Source organism: Bradyrhizobium sp. SZCCHNS30572 (genome assembly GCF_032484415.1).
GTDB lineage: Bacteria > Pseudomonadota > Alphaproteobacteria > Rhizobiales > Xanthobacteraceae > Bradyrhizobium.
Map to the genome: position 1 here is coordinate 47,725 of NZ_JAUESY010000012.1, position 14,864 is coordinate 62,588.

19 protein-coding genes are annotated in these 14,864 nt (G+C 64.1%); 15 read left to right on the forward strand and 4 right to left on the reverse strand.

The window, feature by feature from the left end; all coding sequences use genetic code 11:
- The first annotated feature begins 47 nt into the window (after positions 1–47).
- The 9 genes from nifD to hspQ all read left to right on the forward strand — a co-directional run bounded on the left by nifD (position 48) and on the right by hspQ (position 8,185).
- Positions 48–1,550 carry a nitrogenase molybdenum-iron protein alpha chain gene (gene nifD / locus QX048_RS30885; protein ID WP_315713160.1) on the forward strand — a complete coding sequence of 501 codons (1,503 nt, stop codon included), beginning with the start codon at positions 48–50 and terminating at the stop codon, positions 1,548–1,550.
- A gap of 83 nt (positions 1,551–1,633) precedes the next feature.
- On the forward strand, positions 1,634–3,193 hold the full coding sequence (gene nifK, locus QX048_RS30890; protein ID WP_315713159.1) for a nitrogenase molybdenum-iron protein subunit beta: 1,560 nt from the start codon (positions 1,634–1,636) through the stop codon (positions 3,191–3,193).
- 132 nt (positions 3,194–3,325) lie between these two features.
- On the forward strand, positions 3,326–4,999 hold the full coding sequence (gene nifE / locus QX048_RS30895) for a nitrogenase iron-molybdenum cofactor biosynthesis protein NifE (protein WP_316200829.1): 1,674 nt from the start codon (positions 3,326–3,328) through the stop codon (positions 4,997–4,999).
- A gap of 10 nt (positions 5,000–5,009) precedes the next feature.
- Positions 5,010–6,407 (forward strand): nitrogenase iron-molybdenum cofactor biosynthesis protein NifN, encoded by a 1,398-nt coding sequence (gene nifN, locus QX048_RS30900; protein ID WP_315825174.1) that lies wholly within the window; start codon positions 5,010–5,012, stop codon positions 6,405–6,407.
- 25 nt (positions 6,408–6,432) lie between these two features.
- Entirely contained in the window at positions 6,433–6,828 is a 396-nt protein-coding gene (gene nifX, locus QX048_RS30905; RefSeq protein WP_315713153.1) for a nitrogen fixation protein NifX, read from the forward strand.
- Between the two features lie 10 nt (positions 6,829–6,838).
- Positions 6,839–7,309: a NifX-associated nitrogen fixation protein gene (locus tag QX048_RS30910; protein WP_315752838.1), complete on the forward strand. Its 471-nt coding sequence runs from the start codon at positions 6,839–6,841 to the stop codon at positions 7,307–7,309.
- Between the two features lie 18 nt (positions 7,310–7,327).
- Positions 7,328–7,528 carry a CCE_0567 family metalloprotein gene (locus tag QX048_RS30915; RefSeq protein WP_315713150.1) on the forward strand — a complete coding sequence of 67 codons (201 nt, stop codon included), beginning with the start codon at positions 7,328–7,330 and terminating at the stop codon, positions 7,526–7,528.
- A gap of 23 nt (positions 7,529–7,551) precedes the next feature.
- The gene (gene fdxB / locus QX048_RS30920) at positions 7,552–7,839 is read left to right on the forward strand and encodes a ferredoxin III, nif-specific (protein WP_315713149.1); all 288 of its coding nucleotides are present in this window, start codon (positions 7,552–7,554) and stop codon (positions 7,837–7,839) included.
- 19 nt (positions 7,840–7,858) lie between these two features.
- On the forward strand, positions 7,859–8,185 hold the full coding sequence (gene hspQ, locus QX048_RS30925; protein ID WP_315752839.1) for a heat shock protein HspQ: 327 nt from the start codon (positions 7,859–7,861) through the stop codon (positions 8,183–8,185).
- A gap of 204 nt (positions 8,186–8,389) precedes the next feature.
- Here the strand turns inward: hspQ and QX048_RS30930 are convergent, their stop codons facing one another.
- From QX048_RS30930 to QX048_RS30940, 3 genes are read right to left on the reverse strand one after another with little or no spacing between them, the layout of a single operon-like run.
- A complete protein-coding gene (locus QX048_RS30930) occupies positions 8,390–8,707 on the reverse strand; it encodes a hypothetical protein (protein WP_315825173.1) in 318 nt (105 codons plus the stop codon).
- A 22-nt stretch (positions 8,708–8,729) separates the two neighbouring features.
- Positions 8,730–9,581 (reverse strand): sulfurtransferase, encoded by an 852-nt coding sequence (locus QX048_RS30935; RefSeq protein ID WP_315752840.1) that lies wholly within the window; start codon positions 9,579–9,581, stop codon positions 8,730–8,732.
- A gap of 53 nt (positions 9,582–9,634) precedes the next feature.
- Positions 9,635–10,093, reverse strand: coding sequence for a hypothetical protein (locus tag QX048_RS30940; protein WP_315768856.1), 459 nt, complete (start codon positions 10,091–10,093; stop codon positions 9,635–9,637).
- A gap of 199 nt (positions 10,094–10,292) precedes the next feature.
- On the opposite strand from QX048_RS30940, the gene QX048_RS30945 reads away from it, so the two are divergent.
- On the forward strand, positions 10,293–10,712 hold the full coding sequence (locus QX048_RS30945; protein ID WP_315825172.1) for a Rieske (2Fe-2S) protein: 420 nt from the start codon (positions 10,293–10,295) through the stop codon (positions 10,710–10,712).
- Between the two features lie 71 nt (positions 10,713–10,783).
- Here QX048_RS30945 and QX048_RS30950 read toward each other — a convergent pair whose 3' ends face one another.
- Positions 10,784–11,392 (reverse strand): hypothetical protein, encoded by a 609-nt coding sequence (locus QX048_RS30950; RefSeq protein ID WP_315825171.1) that lies wholly within the window; start codon positions 11,390–11,392, stop codon positions 10,784–10,786.
- 324 nt (positions 11,393–11,716) lie between these two features.
- Here QX048_RS30950 and QX048_RS30955 point away from each other — a divergent pair, with 324 nt between their 5' ends.
- Genes QX048_RS30955 through QX048_RS30975 form a run of 5 tightly spaced genes read left to right on the forward strand, consistent with a single transcriptional unit; the run spans position 11,717 to position 14,674 of the window.
- Positions 11,717–12,037, forward strand: a complete 321-nt coding sequence (locus QX048_RS30955) for a HesB/IscA family protein (protein WP_257170758.1) — start codon at positions 11,717–11,719, stop codon at positions 12,035–12,037.
- Positions 12,038–12,075: 38 nt separating this feature from the next.
- Entirely contained in the window at positions 12,076–12,366 is a 291-nt protein-coding gene (locus QX048_RS30960; protein ID WP_315713137.1) for a NifU family protein, read from the forward strand.
- Between the two features lie 9 nt (positions 12,367–12,375).
- Positions 12,376–13,590 carry a cysteine desulfurase NifS gene (gene nifS / locus QX048_RS30965; protein WP_315825170.1) on the forward strand — a complete coding sequence of 405 codons (1,215 nt, stop codon included), beginning with the start codon at positions 12,376–12,378 and terminating at the stop codon, positions 13,588–13,590.
- A complete protein-coding gene (gene nifT, locus QX048_RS30970) occupies positions 13,587–13,808 on the forward strand; it encodes a putative nitrogen fixation protein NifT (protein ID WP_315713133.1) in 222 nt (73 codons plus the stop codon). The genes nifS and nifT overlap by 4 nt, the downstream gene beginning before the upstream one ends.
- A complete protein-coding gene (locus QX048_RS30975; protein ID WP_315825169.1) occupies positions 13,808–14,674 on the forward strand; it encodes an SIR2 family protein in 867 nt (288 codons plus the stop codon). Before nifT ends, QX048_RS30975 begins: the two co-directional genes overlap by 1 nt.
- The last annotated feature ends 190 nt before the right edge of the window (positions 14,675–14,864 follow it).

Here is a 14,864-nt window from a genome sequence, read left to right on the forward strand (position 1 = left end):
CTCCAAGGGCCGGATCACCTCCGCAACCGATCATCGAGGAAAGCCAGATGAGCGTCACCGAGAAACAAAGCGTCGCCGAGATCAAGGCGCGCAACAAGGAACTGATCGCCGAGGTCCTGAAGGTCTATCCGGAAAAGACCGCCAAGCGCCGCGCCAAGCATCTCAACGTGCATGAGAACGGCAAGTCGGATTGCGGCGTCAAGTCGAACATCAAGTCGATCCCCGGCGTCATGACCATCCGCGGTTGCGCCTACGCCGGATCGAAGGGCGTGGTGTGGGGCCCAATCAAGGACATGATCCACATCAGCCATGGCCCGGTCGGCTGCGGCCAGTACTCCTGGGCGGCGCGCCGCAACTACTACATCGGGACGACCGGCATCGACACCTTCGTGACGATGCAGTTCACCTCCGACTTCCAGGAGAAGGACATCGTCTTCGGCGGTGACAAGAAGCTCGCCAAGATCATGGACGAGATCCAGGAGCTGTTCCCGCTGAACAACGGCATCACCGTGCAGTCGGAATGCCCGATTGGCCTGATCGGCGACGACATCGAGGCGGTCTCCAAGGTCAAGTCGAAGGAGTATGACGGCAAGACCATCGTCCCCGTGCGTTGCGAAGGCTTCCGCGGCGTCTCCCAGTCCTTGGGTCACCATATCGCCAACGACGCCATCCGGGACTGGGTGTTCGACAAGCTCCCGGCCGATGCCGCGCCGCGCTTCGAGCCGTCGGCCTACGACGTCGCGATCATCGGCGACTACAACATCGGCGGCGACGCCTGGTCGTCCCGGATCCTGCTCGAGGAGATGGGCCTGCGCGTGATCGCCCAGTGGTCGGGCGACGGCTCGCTGGCAGAGCTCGAGGCGACGCCGAAGGCGAAGCTCAACGTGCTGCACTGCTACCGCTCGATGAACTACATCTCGCGCCACATGGAAGAGAAGTACGGTATTCCGTGGTGCGAATACAACTTCTTCGGACCGAGCAAGATCGCCGAATCGCTGCGCAAGATCGCCAGCTATTTCGACGACAAGATCAAGGAAGGTGCCGAGCGGGTCATCGCCAAGTACCAGCCCCTGATGGACGCCGTGATCGCCAAGTATCGGCCGCGCCTCGAAGGCAAGACCGTGATGCTGTTCGTCGGCGGTCTGCGTCCGCGCCACGTGATCGGCGCCTACGAGGATCTCGGCATGGAGGTCGTCGGAACCGGCTATGAGTTCGGCCACAACGACGACTATCAGCGCACCGCCCAGCACTACGTCAAGGATGGCACGCTGATCTACGACGACGTCACCGGCTACGAGTTCGAGAAGTTCGTCGAGAAGGTCCAGCCGGACCTGGTCGGCTCGGGCATCAAGGAAAAGTACGTGTTCCAGAAGATGGGCGTGCCGTTCCGCCAGATGCATTCCTGGGACTACTCGGGTCCCTACCATGGCTATGACGGGTTCGCGATCTTCGCCCGCGACATGGACATGGCCATCAACTCGCCGGTCTGGAAGATGGCCAAGGCGCCCTGGAAGCAGGCGCCCAAGCCGTTGCTTCAGGCGGCCGAGTAAGCACCACCACCCACGGCCTGGCTCTCCTTCGGCGGAGAGCCAGTGCTCCCTGATCGACACAGGAACATAGAGAGGGTTATCCCATGACGCAGAGTGCCGAACATGTGCTCGATCACTTCGAGCTTTTCCGTGGTCCCGAATACCAGCAGATGCTGGCGAACAAGAAGAAGATGTTCGAGAATCCGCGCGATCCCGCCGAGGTCGAGCGCATCCGCGAATGGGCCAAGACACCCGAATATCGCGAGAAGAATTTCGCCCGCGAGGCGCTGACCGTCAACCCGGCGAAGGCCTGCCAGCCGCTCGGCGCCGTGTTCGTTGCCGTCGGCTTCGAAAAGACGCTGCCGTTCGTGCACGGCTCGCAGGGCTGCGTTGCCTATTATCGCAGCCATCTGTCGCGCCACTTCAAGGAGCCGAGCTCCTGCGTGTCGTCGTCGATGACCGAGGACGCAGCCGTCTTCGGCGGCCTCAACAACATGATCGACGGCCTTGCGAACGCCTACAACATGTACAAGCCGTCGATGATCGCGGTCTCCACCACCTGCATGGCGGAAGTCATCGGCGACGACCTCAACGCCTTCATCAAGACCTCCAAGGAGAAGGGCTCGGTTCCCGCCGAGTTCGATGTGCCTTTCGCCCATACGCCTGCCTTCGTCGGCAGCCATGTCACCGGCTACGACAATGCAATGAAGGGCATTCTCGAGCACTTCTGGGACGGCAAGGCCGGCACCGCGCCGAAGCTGGAGCGCGTTCCCAACGAGAAGATCAACTTCATCGGCGGTTTCGATGGCTACACCGTCGGCAACATTAAGGAAGTGAAGCACATCTTCGAGGCGATGGGGATCGAGTACACGATCCTCGGCGACAATTCGAACGTGTTCGACACGCCGACCGACGGCGAGTTCCGTATGTATGATGGCGGCACTACGCTGGAGGACGCGGCCAACGCGATTCACGCCAAGGCGACGATCTCGATGCAGCACTTCTGCACCGAGAAGACCCTGCCGTTCATCAAGAACCACGGTCAGGAGGTCGTCTCCTTCAACCATCCGGTCGGCGTGACCGGCACCGACGCCTTTGTGATGGCGCTGTCACGCATCACCGGCAAGGAGATTCCGGAGCAGCTCGCGCTCGAGCGTGGCCGCCTGGTCGACGCGATCGCCGACTCCAGCGCTCACATCCACGGCAAGAAGTTCGCGATCTACGGCGATCCGGATCTCTGCCTCGGGCTCGCAGCGTTCCTGCTCGAGCTCGGCGCCGAGCCGACCCACGTGCTCGCCACCAACGGCAACAAGGACTGGGCCGAGAAGGTCCAGGCGGTGTTCGACTCCTCGCCGTTCGGCAAGAACTGCCAAGTGTATCCCGGCAAGGATCTCTGGCACATGCGCTCGCTGCTGTTCACCGAGCCGGTCGATTTCCTGATCGGCAATACCTACGGCAAGTATCTCGAGCGCGACACCGGCACGCCGCTGATCCGCATCGGCTTCCCGATCTTCGATCGTCACCACAAGCACCGCTATCCGGTGTGGGGCTATCAAGGCGGTCTGAACGTGCTGGTCACGATCCTCGATAAGATCTTCGACGAGATCGACCGCAACACCAACGTGCCCGCCAAGTCGGACTACAGCTTCGACATCATCCGCTAGGACACGGCGCGCGGCGGTCCCTTAAGGGCCGCCGCGTCTCGATCTGGACGACGAGGCTCATGGGGAAGGCACTGAAAGCCTGAGCCTCCTCGGCCAAAAGACGCGCAGAAGGTCCGTCAACAGGAGAAGCCGATGAGCTCGCTGTCTGCCACGATCCAGAACGTCTTCAACGAGCCGGGTTGCGGCAAGAACGCCAACAAGTCCGAGGCCGAGCGCAAGAAGGGCTGTACCAAGCAGCTTCAGCCGGGCGGTGCGGCCGGTGGCTGCGCGTTCGACGGCGCCAAGGTCGCCCTGCAGCCGATGACCGACGTCGCGCATCTCGTGCACGGGCCGATCGCCTGCGAGGGGAATTCCTGGGACAACCGCGGCGCGGCCTCGTCGGGCTCGCAGATCTGGCGCACCGGGTTCACCACCGACATCAACGAGACCGACGTCGTGTTCGGCGGCGAGAAGCGGCTGTACAAGGCGATCAAGGAAATCATCGAGAAGTACGATCCGCCGGCGGTCTTCGTCTACCAGACGTGCGTGCCCGCCATGACCGGCGACGACATCAATGCCGTCTGCAAGGCGGCCTCGGCCAAATTTGGCAAGCCCTGCATCCCCGTCAACTCGCCCGGCTTCGTCGGCCCGAAGAATCTCGGCAACAAGCTCGCCGGCGAGGCGCTGCTCGACCACGTCATCGGCACCGTCGAGCCGGAGGTCACAACGCCCTACGACCTCAACATCATCGGCGAATACAATCTCTCCGGCGAGCTCTGGCAGGTGAAGCCGCTGTTCGACGAACTCGGCATCCGCATCTCCGCCTGCATCTCCGGCGACGGCCGCTACAAGGACGTCGCCTCGTCGCACCGCGCCCGCGCCGCGATGATGGTGTGCTCCAAGGCGATGATCAACGTCGCCCGCAAGATGGAGGAACGCTACGGCATTCCGTTCTTCGAGGGATCGTTCTACGGCATCCAGGACTCCTCGGACTCGTTGCGCGAGATCGCGCGCCTCCTGGTCGAGCGCGGCGCGCCGGCCGATCTGCTGGACCGCACCGAGGCGGTGATCGCGCGCGAGGAGGCCAAGGCCTGGGCGGCGATCGAGCCGTTCAAGAAGCGGCTCACCGGCAAGAAGGTGCTGCTGATCACCGGCGGCGTGAAGTCGTGGTCAGTCGTAGCGGCGCTGCAGGAGGCCGGCATGGAGCTGGTCGGCACCTCCGTCAAGAAGTCCACCAAGGAGGACAAGGAGCGCATCAAGGAGCTGATGGGCCAGGACGCGCACATGATCGACGATATGGCGCCGCGCGAAATGTACAAGATGCTCAAGGACGCCAAGGCCGACATCATGCTCTCGGGCGGCAAGTCGCAATTCGTGGCGCTGAAGGCGGCGATGCCCTGGCTCGACATCAACCAGGAGCGCTCCCACGCCTTTATGGGCTATATCGGGATGGTGAAGCTGGTCGCGGAGATCGACAAGGCGATCTACAACCCGATGTGGGAGCAGCTGCGCAAGCGGGCGCCCTGGGAGCAGGCCGACAGCAACTGGCAGGCCAGGGCGATTGCCCAGGTCAATGCAGAAGCGGCGGCGCTGGCGGCCGATCCGGTCGCCGCGGAAGCCGCGCGACGCGCCAAGAAGATCTGCCACTGCAAGTCGGTCGATCTCGGCACCATCGAGGACGCGATCAAGGCCCATGGCCTCGCCGATGTCGCCGGCGTTCGCGAGCACACCAACGCCTCGGGCGGCTGCGGCGCCTGCGCCGGGCGGGTCGAGGACATCCTGGCGACGTTCAAGGCGCCGGCCGAGCTGCTGCAGGCGGCGGAGTAGGGCGGCGCTCATGGCCAAGGTCACCATTGGAAAGAAGGCCTGCGCGGTCAATCCGCTCAAGATGAGCCAGCCGATCGGCGGCTCGTTCGCCTTCCTCGGCCTGCGCGGCGCGATGCCGCTGCTGCATGGTTCGCAGGGCTGCACCTCGTTCGGCCTGACCTTGTTCGTGCGCCACTTCAAGGAAGCGGTGCCGATGCAGACGACGGCGATGAGCGAGGTCGCCACCGTGCTCGGCGGCTATGAGAATGTCGAGCAGGCGATCCTCAACATCTACAAGCGACAAAAGCCGGAGATCATCGGCATCTGCTCGACCGGCGTCACCGAGACCAAGGGCGACGACGTCGACGGCTACATCAGGCTGATCCGCGAGAAACATCCGGAGCTTGCGACCTATCCGCTGGTCTATGTCTCGACGCCGGACTTCAAGGACGCGTTCCAGGACGGTTGGGACAAGACCGTCGCCAAGATGGTCGAGGTGCTCGTCGACAAGCCGACCTCGACCCGTCGCGACCCGGCGCGGGTCAACGTGCTGCCGGGCTGCCATCTGACGCCGGGGGATATCGAGGAGCTGCGCACCATCATCGAGGATTTCGGTCTGGAGCCGTCGTTCCTGCCGGACATCGGCGGCTCGCTCGACGGCCACATCCCCGACGAGTTCACGCCGACAACGATCGGCGGCATCGGCCTGGAAGAGATTGCGACCATGGGCAGCGCGTCCTGGACGATCGCGATCGGGGCGCAAATGAAGCGAGCGGCGGAAGCGATGCAGGCCAGGACCGGCGTGCCGTATCGGCTGTTCGAGCGGCTCTGCGGGCTGCTGCCGAACGACGAGTTCATGACGTTCCTCAGCGAGATCTCGGGACGCCCGGTGCCGGCGAAATATCGCCGGCAGCGCGGCCAGCTCGCAGACGCGATGCTGGATGCGCATTTCCACATTGGCGGCCGCAAGCTCGCTGTTGGCGCCGAGCCGGATCTGTTGTTCGACGTCGCGAGCATGCTGCACGACATGGGCGCGCATGTGTCGGTGGCGGTCACCACGACGCAGTCGCCGGTGCTCGAGCGGATGCCCTGCGATGAAGTGCTGATCGGCGATCTCGAGGATCTCGAAAACTTGGCAAAGGAGCGCGACTGCGGCTTGATGCTCACGCATTCGCACGGCCGCCAGGCCGCCGCCCGCCTCAAGATCCCGTTCTACCGGATCGGCTTTCCGATGTTCGATCGGCTCGGGGCAGGGCATCTCCTGACGGTCGGCTATCGCGGCACGCGCGATCTGATCTTTGCGCTCGCCAATCTGATCATCGCCGATCGCGAGGACAACCATCAGCCGACGCCCGACACCTGGCTCGATCCCTGGAAGGACCTCGAACAGGCATCGATCGACACCGCCGTCGTGGCGCCACTGCATTGACGTTTCAGGAGAAAGGACCGACGACATGAAAGTCGCATTCGCTACCCAGGATCTGAAGCGCGTCGACGCCCATTTCGGCTGGGCCAAGAACATCGCGATCTACGATCTCGATCCCGAGGGCTACCGCTTCATCGAGAAGGTCGAGTTCGACGGCGATCTCAAGGAGGATGGCAACGAGGACAAGCTGGCGCCGAAGATCGAGGCGATCAAGGATTGCGCGATCCTCTATGTCGCCGCGATCGGCGGCTCCGGCGCCGCGCGCGTCGTCGCCAACAACATCCATCCGATGAAGGTCACCCAGCCCGAGGAGATCACCGATCTGCTCGGCAAGCTGCAGGCGGTGCTCAAGGGCACGCCGCCGCCCTGGCTGCGCAAGGCGCTGGCCAAGGGCCAGGAACGCGCGCTCGATTTCGAGGAATGAGGAAACCACCATGTCCGATACCGCGGTAGCCGTCGAAACCATCCCCGCCGAGCAGCGGCCCTTCGTCAAGGAGCTGATCAAGGTGTGGCGCGCCCAGGACACCCATGGCGCATGGGAAGGCAAGAAGGACATCGACCTGCTCGAGCCCTACATCCTGGACAAGGAGAAGCGGCGGGCGCTGCCGATCATCGGCGATCCCGATCCGGAGACGATCTGGCGGCTGGAGCTGTTCTTCAATGCGGTCGCGCTGTCGATCGAGAAGGCCACCGGCGTCATGATCTCGCCGATGCTGAAGATGAGTCACGAGGGCTTCGGCCGCATGGTGCTGATCGGCGGCCGGCTGATCGTCGTCAACAAGCAGCTGCGGGACGTGCACCGGTTCGGCTTCGACAATCTCGGCAAGCTGGCCGACGAAGGCGACAAGTTCGTCAAGGCCGGCGTCGAGATGATCGAGAAGTTCAAGGACGTCGCGAACTACTGAACGGCGAGGATGAGAGAGATGAGCGACCTGGATACCCTGAAGGCCGAGATCAAGAAGCTGTCGGCACGCGCCATGGATGCCAAGATGAACCTGCACGACCTGTCGGAGGAACTGCCCATCAACTGGGACCAGATCCTGCCGACGGCGCAGAAGGCGCATGACGCGTTCGCCGAGCTGGAGAAGAAGCGGGCCGAGCTGAAGAAGCTCGAAACCGCGTAAGCCCGATTTGAGGATCCGTCATCATGTCCAACGCAACCCGTGACGGTCGCGACTGGCGGCCGGACTATCTGGTCGCCATCGATCCGGCCAAGTGCATCGGCTGCGGCCGCTGCTACAAGGTGTGTGGCCGCGAGGTCATGACCCTGAAGGGCATCAACGACGAGGGCGAGTTCGTCGAGCTCGACGACGACGAGGATGACGAGGTCGAGAAGAAGATCATGGTCATGAACGACACCGGCGCTTGCATCGGCTGCGGCGCCTGCGCCCGGGTCTGCCCGACCAACTGCCAGACCCATTCGCCGGCGGCCTGAGATTGTCGAGCGTGCTGCCATGATGCGGATGGAGGCGAAATTCACGATCGGCCAGGTGACTCGGCACCGCGTCTACGATCTGCGCGGCGTCGTGTTCGATGTCGACCTGTCGTTCTCCGAGGAAGAGGGCTGGCGCGCCATCACCATGGACGCCAGGCTCGACAAGGAGCAGCCATTCTACTATCTGCTCGCCGAATGCGGCGAGAGCAGCTACATCGCCTATGTGCCTGAGCAGAACCTGGTGGCGGACGCTTCCGGGGAGCCGGTGAAGCATCCCGATATCGGCGAACTGTTCGATGTCGACGATGAGGGCAGCTATCGCTACCGCGGGCGGATCTTTCAGTAGATCTTGCCACTGCCGTCATTGCGAGGAGCCGCAGGCGACGAAGCAATCCAGAGTTCCTTGTGCCGCCCTGGATCGCGTCGCTGCGTTCGCGATGACGGAGACTTGTGTTGGCCACGATCTATCCGCTCGTCATTCCGGGGCGCGCGCTTCGCGCGCCCCGGAATGACGGTCGAGAGATGAGGGCCAGGCCGAAAGCGGGGACTTTTACTCGATCCCCTGTTCCCTGGCCTTCCACATCGCCGCGATCCGGAAGCGCTCGTTGATCGCGGCGGGGTTGGCGAGAATCTCGGCGTGGGCGGCGGCGAACGCGCTCTCGACGATCGCTGCCTCGTCCTTGGTCAAAGTGATGCGGCCGGCCATGTGAGTCGCGTCGGGCGCGGCCTCCCAGATCTTGCGCCGGTTCGGATGCAGCTTGACCTCGACCAGCTCGAAAGCCTCGAGCTCGCCTTCGAGGCAGATGGCGAGGCCAATCACCTCGACCTTGCGGCCGTCCTGCGTGGTCTTGACCAGAGTCTTTGCCATGCTCGTGCTCCCGTCGTTGAAATCACGCCGCGACCGGCGTGTCGTCGAGCTGGCTCCATTCCGCCCAAGCGCCGTCGTAGACGGCGGCGTTCGGAACGCCGAGCCGGTAGAGCGCCAACGCCAGCATGCAGGAGGTGATGCCCGAGGCGCAGGTGGTAACGATCGGCTTGTTCAGATCGACGCCCGCGGCCGTAAAGCGTGCGGTGAGCGCGTCGGGCGCCAGCAGCACGCCGGAGTCCGGATCGACCAGATCGGCCCAGGGCAGGTTGATGGCACCTGGAATGTGGCCCTGGCGCTTGAAGGTGAACACGTCTGCCTGCGTGCCGTCGAACTTGCCGGGCCCGCGCGCATCGATGAGTTGGCCGCCGGCCTGCAGCAGGCGACGCACGTCGGCCGAGGTCGCGACCAGGCCGGGCTGGAAGCTGGCCGTGAAGCTCGCCGGCACCGGGCGCACCGGCGTCATCTCCGCCGGCCTCTTCTCCTTGGTCCATTTGCCGAAGCCGCCGTCGAGCAGGGCGACGTTGTCGTGCCCGAATACGCGGAACATCCACCACACGCGGCCCGCGGCCGAGCCGCCATAGTGACGGTCGTAGACGACGACGCGATCGGCATTGCTGATGCCGAGCAGCCCGACCTTGTGGGCGAAATCGCCCGCTGACGGCAGCATGTGCGGCAGCGGGTTGGACTTGTCGGCGACCTGGTCGATATCGAAATGCACTGAGCCCGGCAGGTGCCGGCCGCGGTATTGCGTACGGCCGTCCAGGTTGGTGCTCGGATGGTGCCAGGTGCAGTCGAGGATCTTGGTGGCGGGATCGGAAAGATGTTGTGCCAGCCAGTCGGAGCTGACCAGGGTGCTCGAGGGATCCGTGCTCATGCATGCGCTCGCGATTTGAAGAGCCAACAGGATGACTGACGCGCTTGCGGGCGTCAGAGCGTCTTCGGCATCGGATAGCCCGGGCGTGGATGGGTGTCGTAGTATTCCGGACGCTCCGGCCAGCCGCCTTCGGCGACGATCTTGAAGGTCGCGACCGTGACCGGCGCGCCGGGCGAGCACGACACTTCGGTGAACTTGATTTCGCGCTCGCCTGGGCCGGCGGAGAAATCGGCGACGGTAGTACCGTCCGCCTTGCGCGCCCGCGCAAAGCCGGGCGTGCCGACGGTGGCCGCCGGCACGGACGTCGCGACGAAGTTCGGCTGCTCGAGGCCATCCACCGCGGCGCCGAAGGCGGGCGAGCCGAACGTGAAGGTCGCGAGCACGCCGCTGCGGTCGACCGGCTTGTCCGCGGTGATCGGACGCGCCACCGAGTAGACCGTCAGCGTGCCGCCCTCCAATGCCGCCTTGATGTCGTCGAGCGAGCTCTCGACGAATTCCAGTGCCACGTTCATGTCGATCTCCTTACAAAGAGGCGCCTTTGCAGGAGAAATTTTCAAGTTCTGTGCCAGTCTATCGCAGCAGCAAAGAAGGCGAGGCGGACAGGCGGAGTTGCGCGAATCTTGCAACGCGGCTCGCAAGCGAGCCGACCGTCGCTCCTGCTGCGCCGAAGCGGCCGTGTCGGAGATGCGCCAGACATCGATGAGGCCCGACATGACGACCGACGTCGCCTACGCCATCTGCAGCTTCAACGACATTCCGAGCCGCCGCGCCATGGGCTTCCAGCTCATGATCGTCGCGGAGGACGGCAGCCACCGCCCGTGGCCGATCTTCGTGATCCGCTGGGGCAAGCAGGTGTTCGGCTATCTGAACATGTGCCCGCACGACAAGGTCAATCTCGACTGGGAGCGCAATCAGTTCCTGGACGGCAACGGCCTTCGCATCCTCTGCGGCAAGCACGGCTCGCTGTTCGAGATCGGTACCGGGCTCTGCGTCGATGGCCCGTGCAGGGGCGAGAGCCTGACGCCGGTCGCGCTGAGCGTGCTGGATGGCGACATCTGCGTGACCGGCGTGACCCTGGTCGAGGATGACGAGGAAGAGGGTGAGACCGGCCTGCAGTGTGAGGACGGCTGAGGCGGCGATCGCGGTGAAGTCCCGACGGAAACTGCCGGGACTTCATCTTGAATTTGAAGAAACGGACGGTCTCAGACTGGCCGGTTCTCGTTGCGGTTCTTGACCGGCTCCATCCTGGCCAGTGCATCCGCGTAGGGCACGAGATCGTAGTTCTCGCTGAAGTCCTTGGCGGCGTCGAGCACGTAGTCGAGCTTGCCGGCGGTATCGAGCTTCTTGATGTCGTTCTTGTCGATCGACAGCAGCTCCAGCATCTCCTTCCAGACCGTGGATTCGTCGCAAGGCAGCACGTAGAAGGTGATGTCGTCGATCTTGATGCGGTACTTCGCCAGCAGATCGATGTTGTTGCAGAACATGAAGTACTTGCCGTCCGGCGTCAGCAGGCCCTTGAGCACCTCGGCCGCGGTCTCGAGATAGGCCAGCGAGTGGATGTAGCCGACGAGCACCGGGATCGTCGATGCGCCGTCCTGCGCGATCGTCAGCACCTGCTCGATCGAGAAGTCCGGCGGACGCTTCTCGTCCGCAACCTGGGTCTGGAACTTCAGCGCGATATCGCCGCGGAAGCCGAACCGTCCCGGCTTGGTGGTCGGCGCCTTGAGAACGGCGTTCAGCAGCCGCCCTTCCTTGTCGAGCTGCGCGAGCGCGGTGGTCTCGATCGCAACCGTCTTCTCCAATGTCGTCATCAGCAATCCCCTCGCATGTCCTTGTCAGCCGTTCGCCGCACGGCGCGGTCGAAAGGGGCGTGATGCAAATTGTCTGCCGGTGTGTGTTGCAGCTTGATTTGCTTGGTTCTTTTGCCTCTCGCGCCAGTCGATTGTCGGGTTTGCGCCCCGACATCGCGCCGACGCCCGCGCGACACGGCGTGAACAGCGCCTGTCGGAAAGCCGACACGCGTCGGAAACGCCACAGCGACAACATGAAAAGTTGAGGTCTTTCAGGCGATTGCTGCATGGCATGAGACTTGCCAATTCCGTTCACAACAGCCGAATGGGAAAGGCGAGACGATGATGATCAACCTGACCGACAGCGCCATCAATGCGGTCCGCAACGCGATCACGACCTCCGACAAGCCGGTCGACGGCCTCAGGATCATGGTCGAAGCCGGCGGCTGTGCCGGGCTCAAATACAACATGGGCCTCGTCAGCGGCAGCGAGCCGGAGGACACCGTGATCGAGCGCGAGGGTGTGCGCGTGCTCGTCGATCACAAGAGCCTCGAATATCTCGAAGGCACGACGATCGATTTCGTCATCGCGCTCGAGGGCTCCGGCTTCACCTTCGAGAACCCGAATGCCAAGTCGAGCTGCGGCTGCGGCAAGTCGTTCGCTTGAGTCTTCGCTCGATCATCCAACACGCGAGAAGTGAAACCATGCTGGTCGAATCCCAGGGCATCGTCGAAGCGCCGTCGCAGATGAGCGAGCGCGAGCGGATCATCCGGGCCGTGATCGAGGAGGTCCGTCCGAACCTCAAGCGCGACGGCGGCGATTGCGAGCTCGTCGAGATTGACGGCAACAAGATCATGGTCAAGCTCGCCGGCGCCTGCATCTTCTGCAAGCTCGCCAGCGCGACGCTGGAGGGCATCCAGGCGCGCATGATCGAGAAGCTCGGCGAATTCGTCCGCCTCGTTCCGGTGGCCGGCGCAGCCAAGGCGCGGCATTAAGGAGCGGCCTTGCGTCCGGTCTATCTCGACAACAACGCGACGACACGAGCCGATCCGGAGGTCGTCGCGGCGATGTTGCCGTTCTTTACGGACCAGTTCGGCAATGCTTCGTCCTCGCATGCCTTCGGCAGCGAGGTCGCGGGCGCCGTGAGGCAGGCGCGCAAGAGCCTGCAGGCGCTGCTGGGCGCCGCCTTCGACCACGAGATCGTCTTTACCTCCGGTGGGACGGAATCCGACAACACCGCGCTGCTGTCGGCGCTTGAGACGCAGGACGGTCGCGACGAGATCGTCACGACGGCGGTGGAGCATCCCGCAATCCTGTCGCTCGTCGAGTATCTCAGCGGCAAGCGCGGCCTCACGGTGCATTTGATCGGCGTCGATGCGGCCGGCCGGCTCGATCTCGAGGCTTACAAGCGCGCGCTCGGCCCGCGCACGGCGATCGCCTCGGTGATGTGGGCCAACAACGAAACCGGCACGCTGTTTCCGGTGTCCGATCTGGCCAGGCTCGCGCATGAGGCCGGCGCGCTGTTCCACACCGACGCCGTGCAGGCGGTCGGCAAGATCGCGATCGATCTGAAATCCGCTGGCGTCGACATGCTGTCGTTGTCCGGCCACAAGCTGCACGGCCCCAAGGGCATCGGTGCGCTTTATGTTCGGAAGGGCACACCGTTCGCGCCGCTGCTGCGCGGCGGCCCGCAGGAGCGCCGCCGGCGCGGCGGCACCGAGAACGTGCCGGGCATCATCGGGCTCGGCAAGGCGGCCGAGCTGGCGGCAAAGCATCTCGCGGACGAGCAGGGCCGCGTCCGCGCGCTGCGCGACCGGCTGGAGCAGGGCATCCTCCAGAGCGTCGGCCATTGCGTCGTGCTCGGCGACCTCGCTGCGCGGCTGCCGAACACCTCCAACATCGCCTTCCAGCATCTCGAGGGCGAGCCGATCGTCATGCGGCTGAACCAAGCCGGTATCGCCGCCTCGCTCGGCTCGGCCTGCGCCTCCGGCTCGATGGAGCCGTCGCACGTGCTCCGCGCGATGAACGTGCCGCCGGACCTGCTGCGCGGGGCTGTCCGGTTCTCGCTGTCGCGCGACACCACGGACGACGACATCGATCGCATGCTGCAGATCCTGCCCGACATCGTCGGCCGGCTGCGCGAGACCTCGCCGGCCTGGCTGCAGCATCGTCAATCGCCATCGGCGGACGCCCTTCGCCCTACGGAGCTCACGCAATGAAAGTCATGATCCGCCGCTCGCCGGAAACGGGCCTGTCGATCTACGTCCCCAAAAAGGATCTCGAGGAGCCCATCGTCGAGTCGGAGCACGAGTCCTTGTGGGGCGGCTGGATCCGCATCGCCAACGGATGGGTCCTCGAACTGCCGCAGATGGCTGCCGACACGCGGCTGCCGATCACGATCAATGCGCGCAAGCGCGGTGGCGAAGGGGACGAGTGATGAATGCGCCACTTCCTCATATCGACATCGTCAAGCAGGCCGATGCCGAGGCCCTGCTCAAGGACGTCGTCGCCGGACTGAAGGCCGGCAAGGTCGTCCCGTTCCTCGGTCCCGCCGTGTCGGAGCAGTCCGGCGCCACGGTGCCGATGAATCCCGAAGCGCTGGCCGCGTTCTTCGGCACCAAAGTGGCGCTGCCGCGCCGAGCCAAGGGCAATGCGTGGGCTTCAGCCCAGCACATCGAGAGCACGCGCCACCGCTCGACGGTGACGGCGCTGATGGCCGAAGCCTTTGCCGCGCCCGTTGCACCGACACCGCTGCAGCAGCATCTGGCGTCGCTGCCGCTGCCGATGATCGTCGACAGTTGGTATGACGGCGCAATGCGAGCCGCGCTCGCCGGGCGCGGCGATTGGGGCGAGGTGCAGGGCATCACGCGGGCCGGAATCGGCGAGGACCGCTGGTATCGCTTCTACGACGCCGCGGGCGCCGAGAGCGATCGTGAGAAGGCCGCAAGCTGGACTACGCTGCTCTACAAGCCACATGGCGGGATCACGCCGGCCAGGAACTTCCTGATCACCGACGCCGACTATGTCGAGGTGCTGACCGACATCGATATCCAGACACCGATACCCGACACGGTCAAGGACCGGCGCACCGACCGCACCTTCCTGTTCATCGGCTGCCGCTTCAACGACCAGTTGCTGCGCACCTATGGCCGCCAGGTCATCAAGCGCTCCGGCGCCGATCACTACGTCCTGGTCGAGCCCGACTCATTGTCGAAGAACGAGCTGAAGTTCTTCATCGCCGAGCGGTTGACGCCGATCGCGATTCCGCTGGCCCGCGCGACCGAGATCATCATCGGCGGCTGAGCGAAACCACGACACCGGAAATCGAACAGCGCGGCCGCAAGCTGCGCTGCTTTGCCGTTCGTCCTGTGTCCCAATTCGAGTCTGTAACGTTTCTAACAACGCCCGAAACGAGAGCCTTTCGCATGTTGGCAAGGCGACAGGCGCGATGATTTGGCTAAGGCGTTGATAGTCTGACGAAATGATCTTGTCC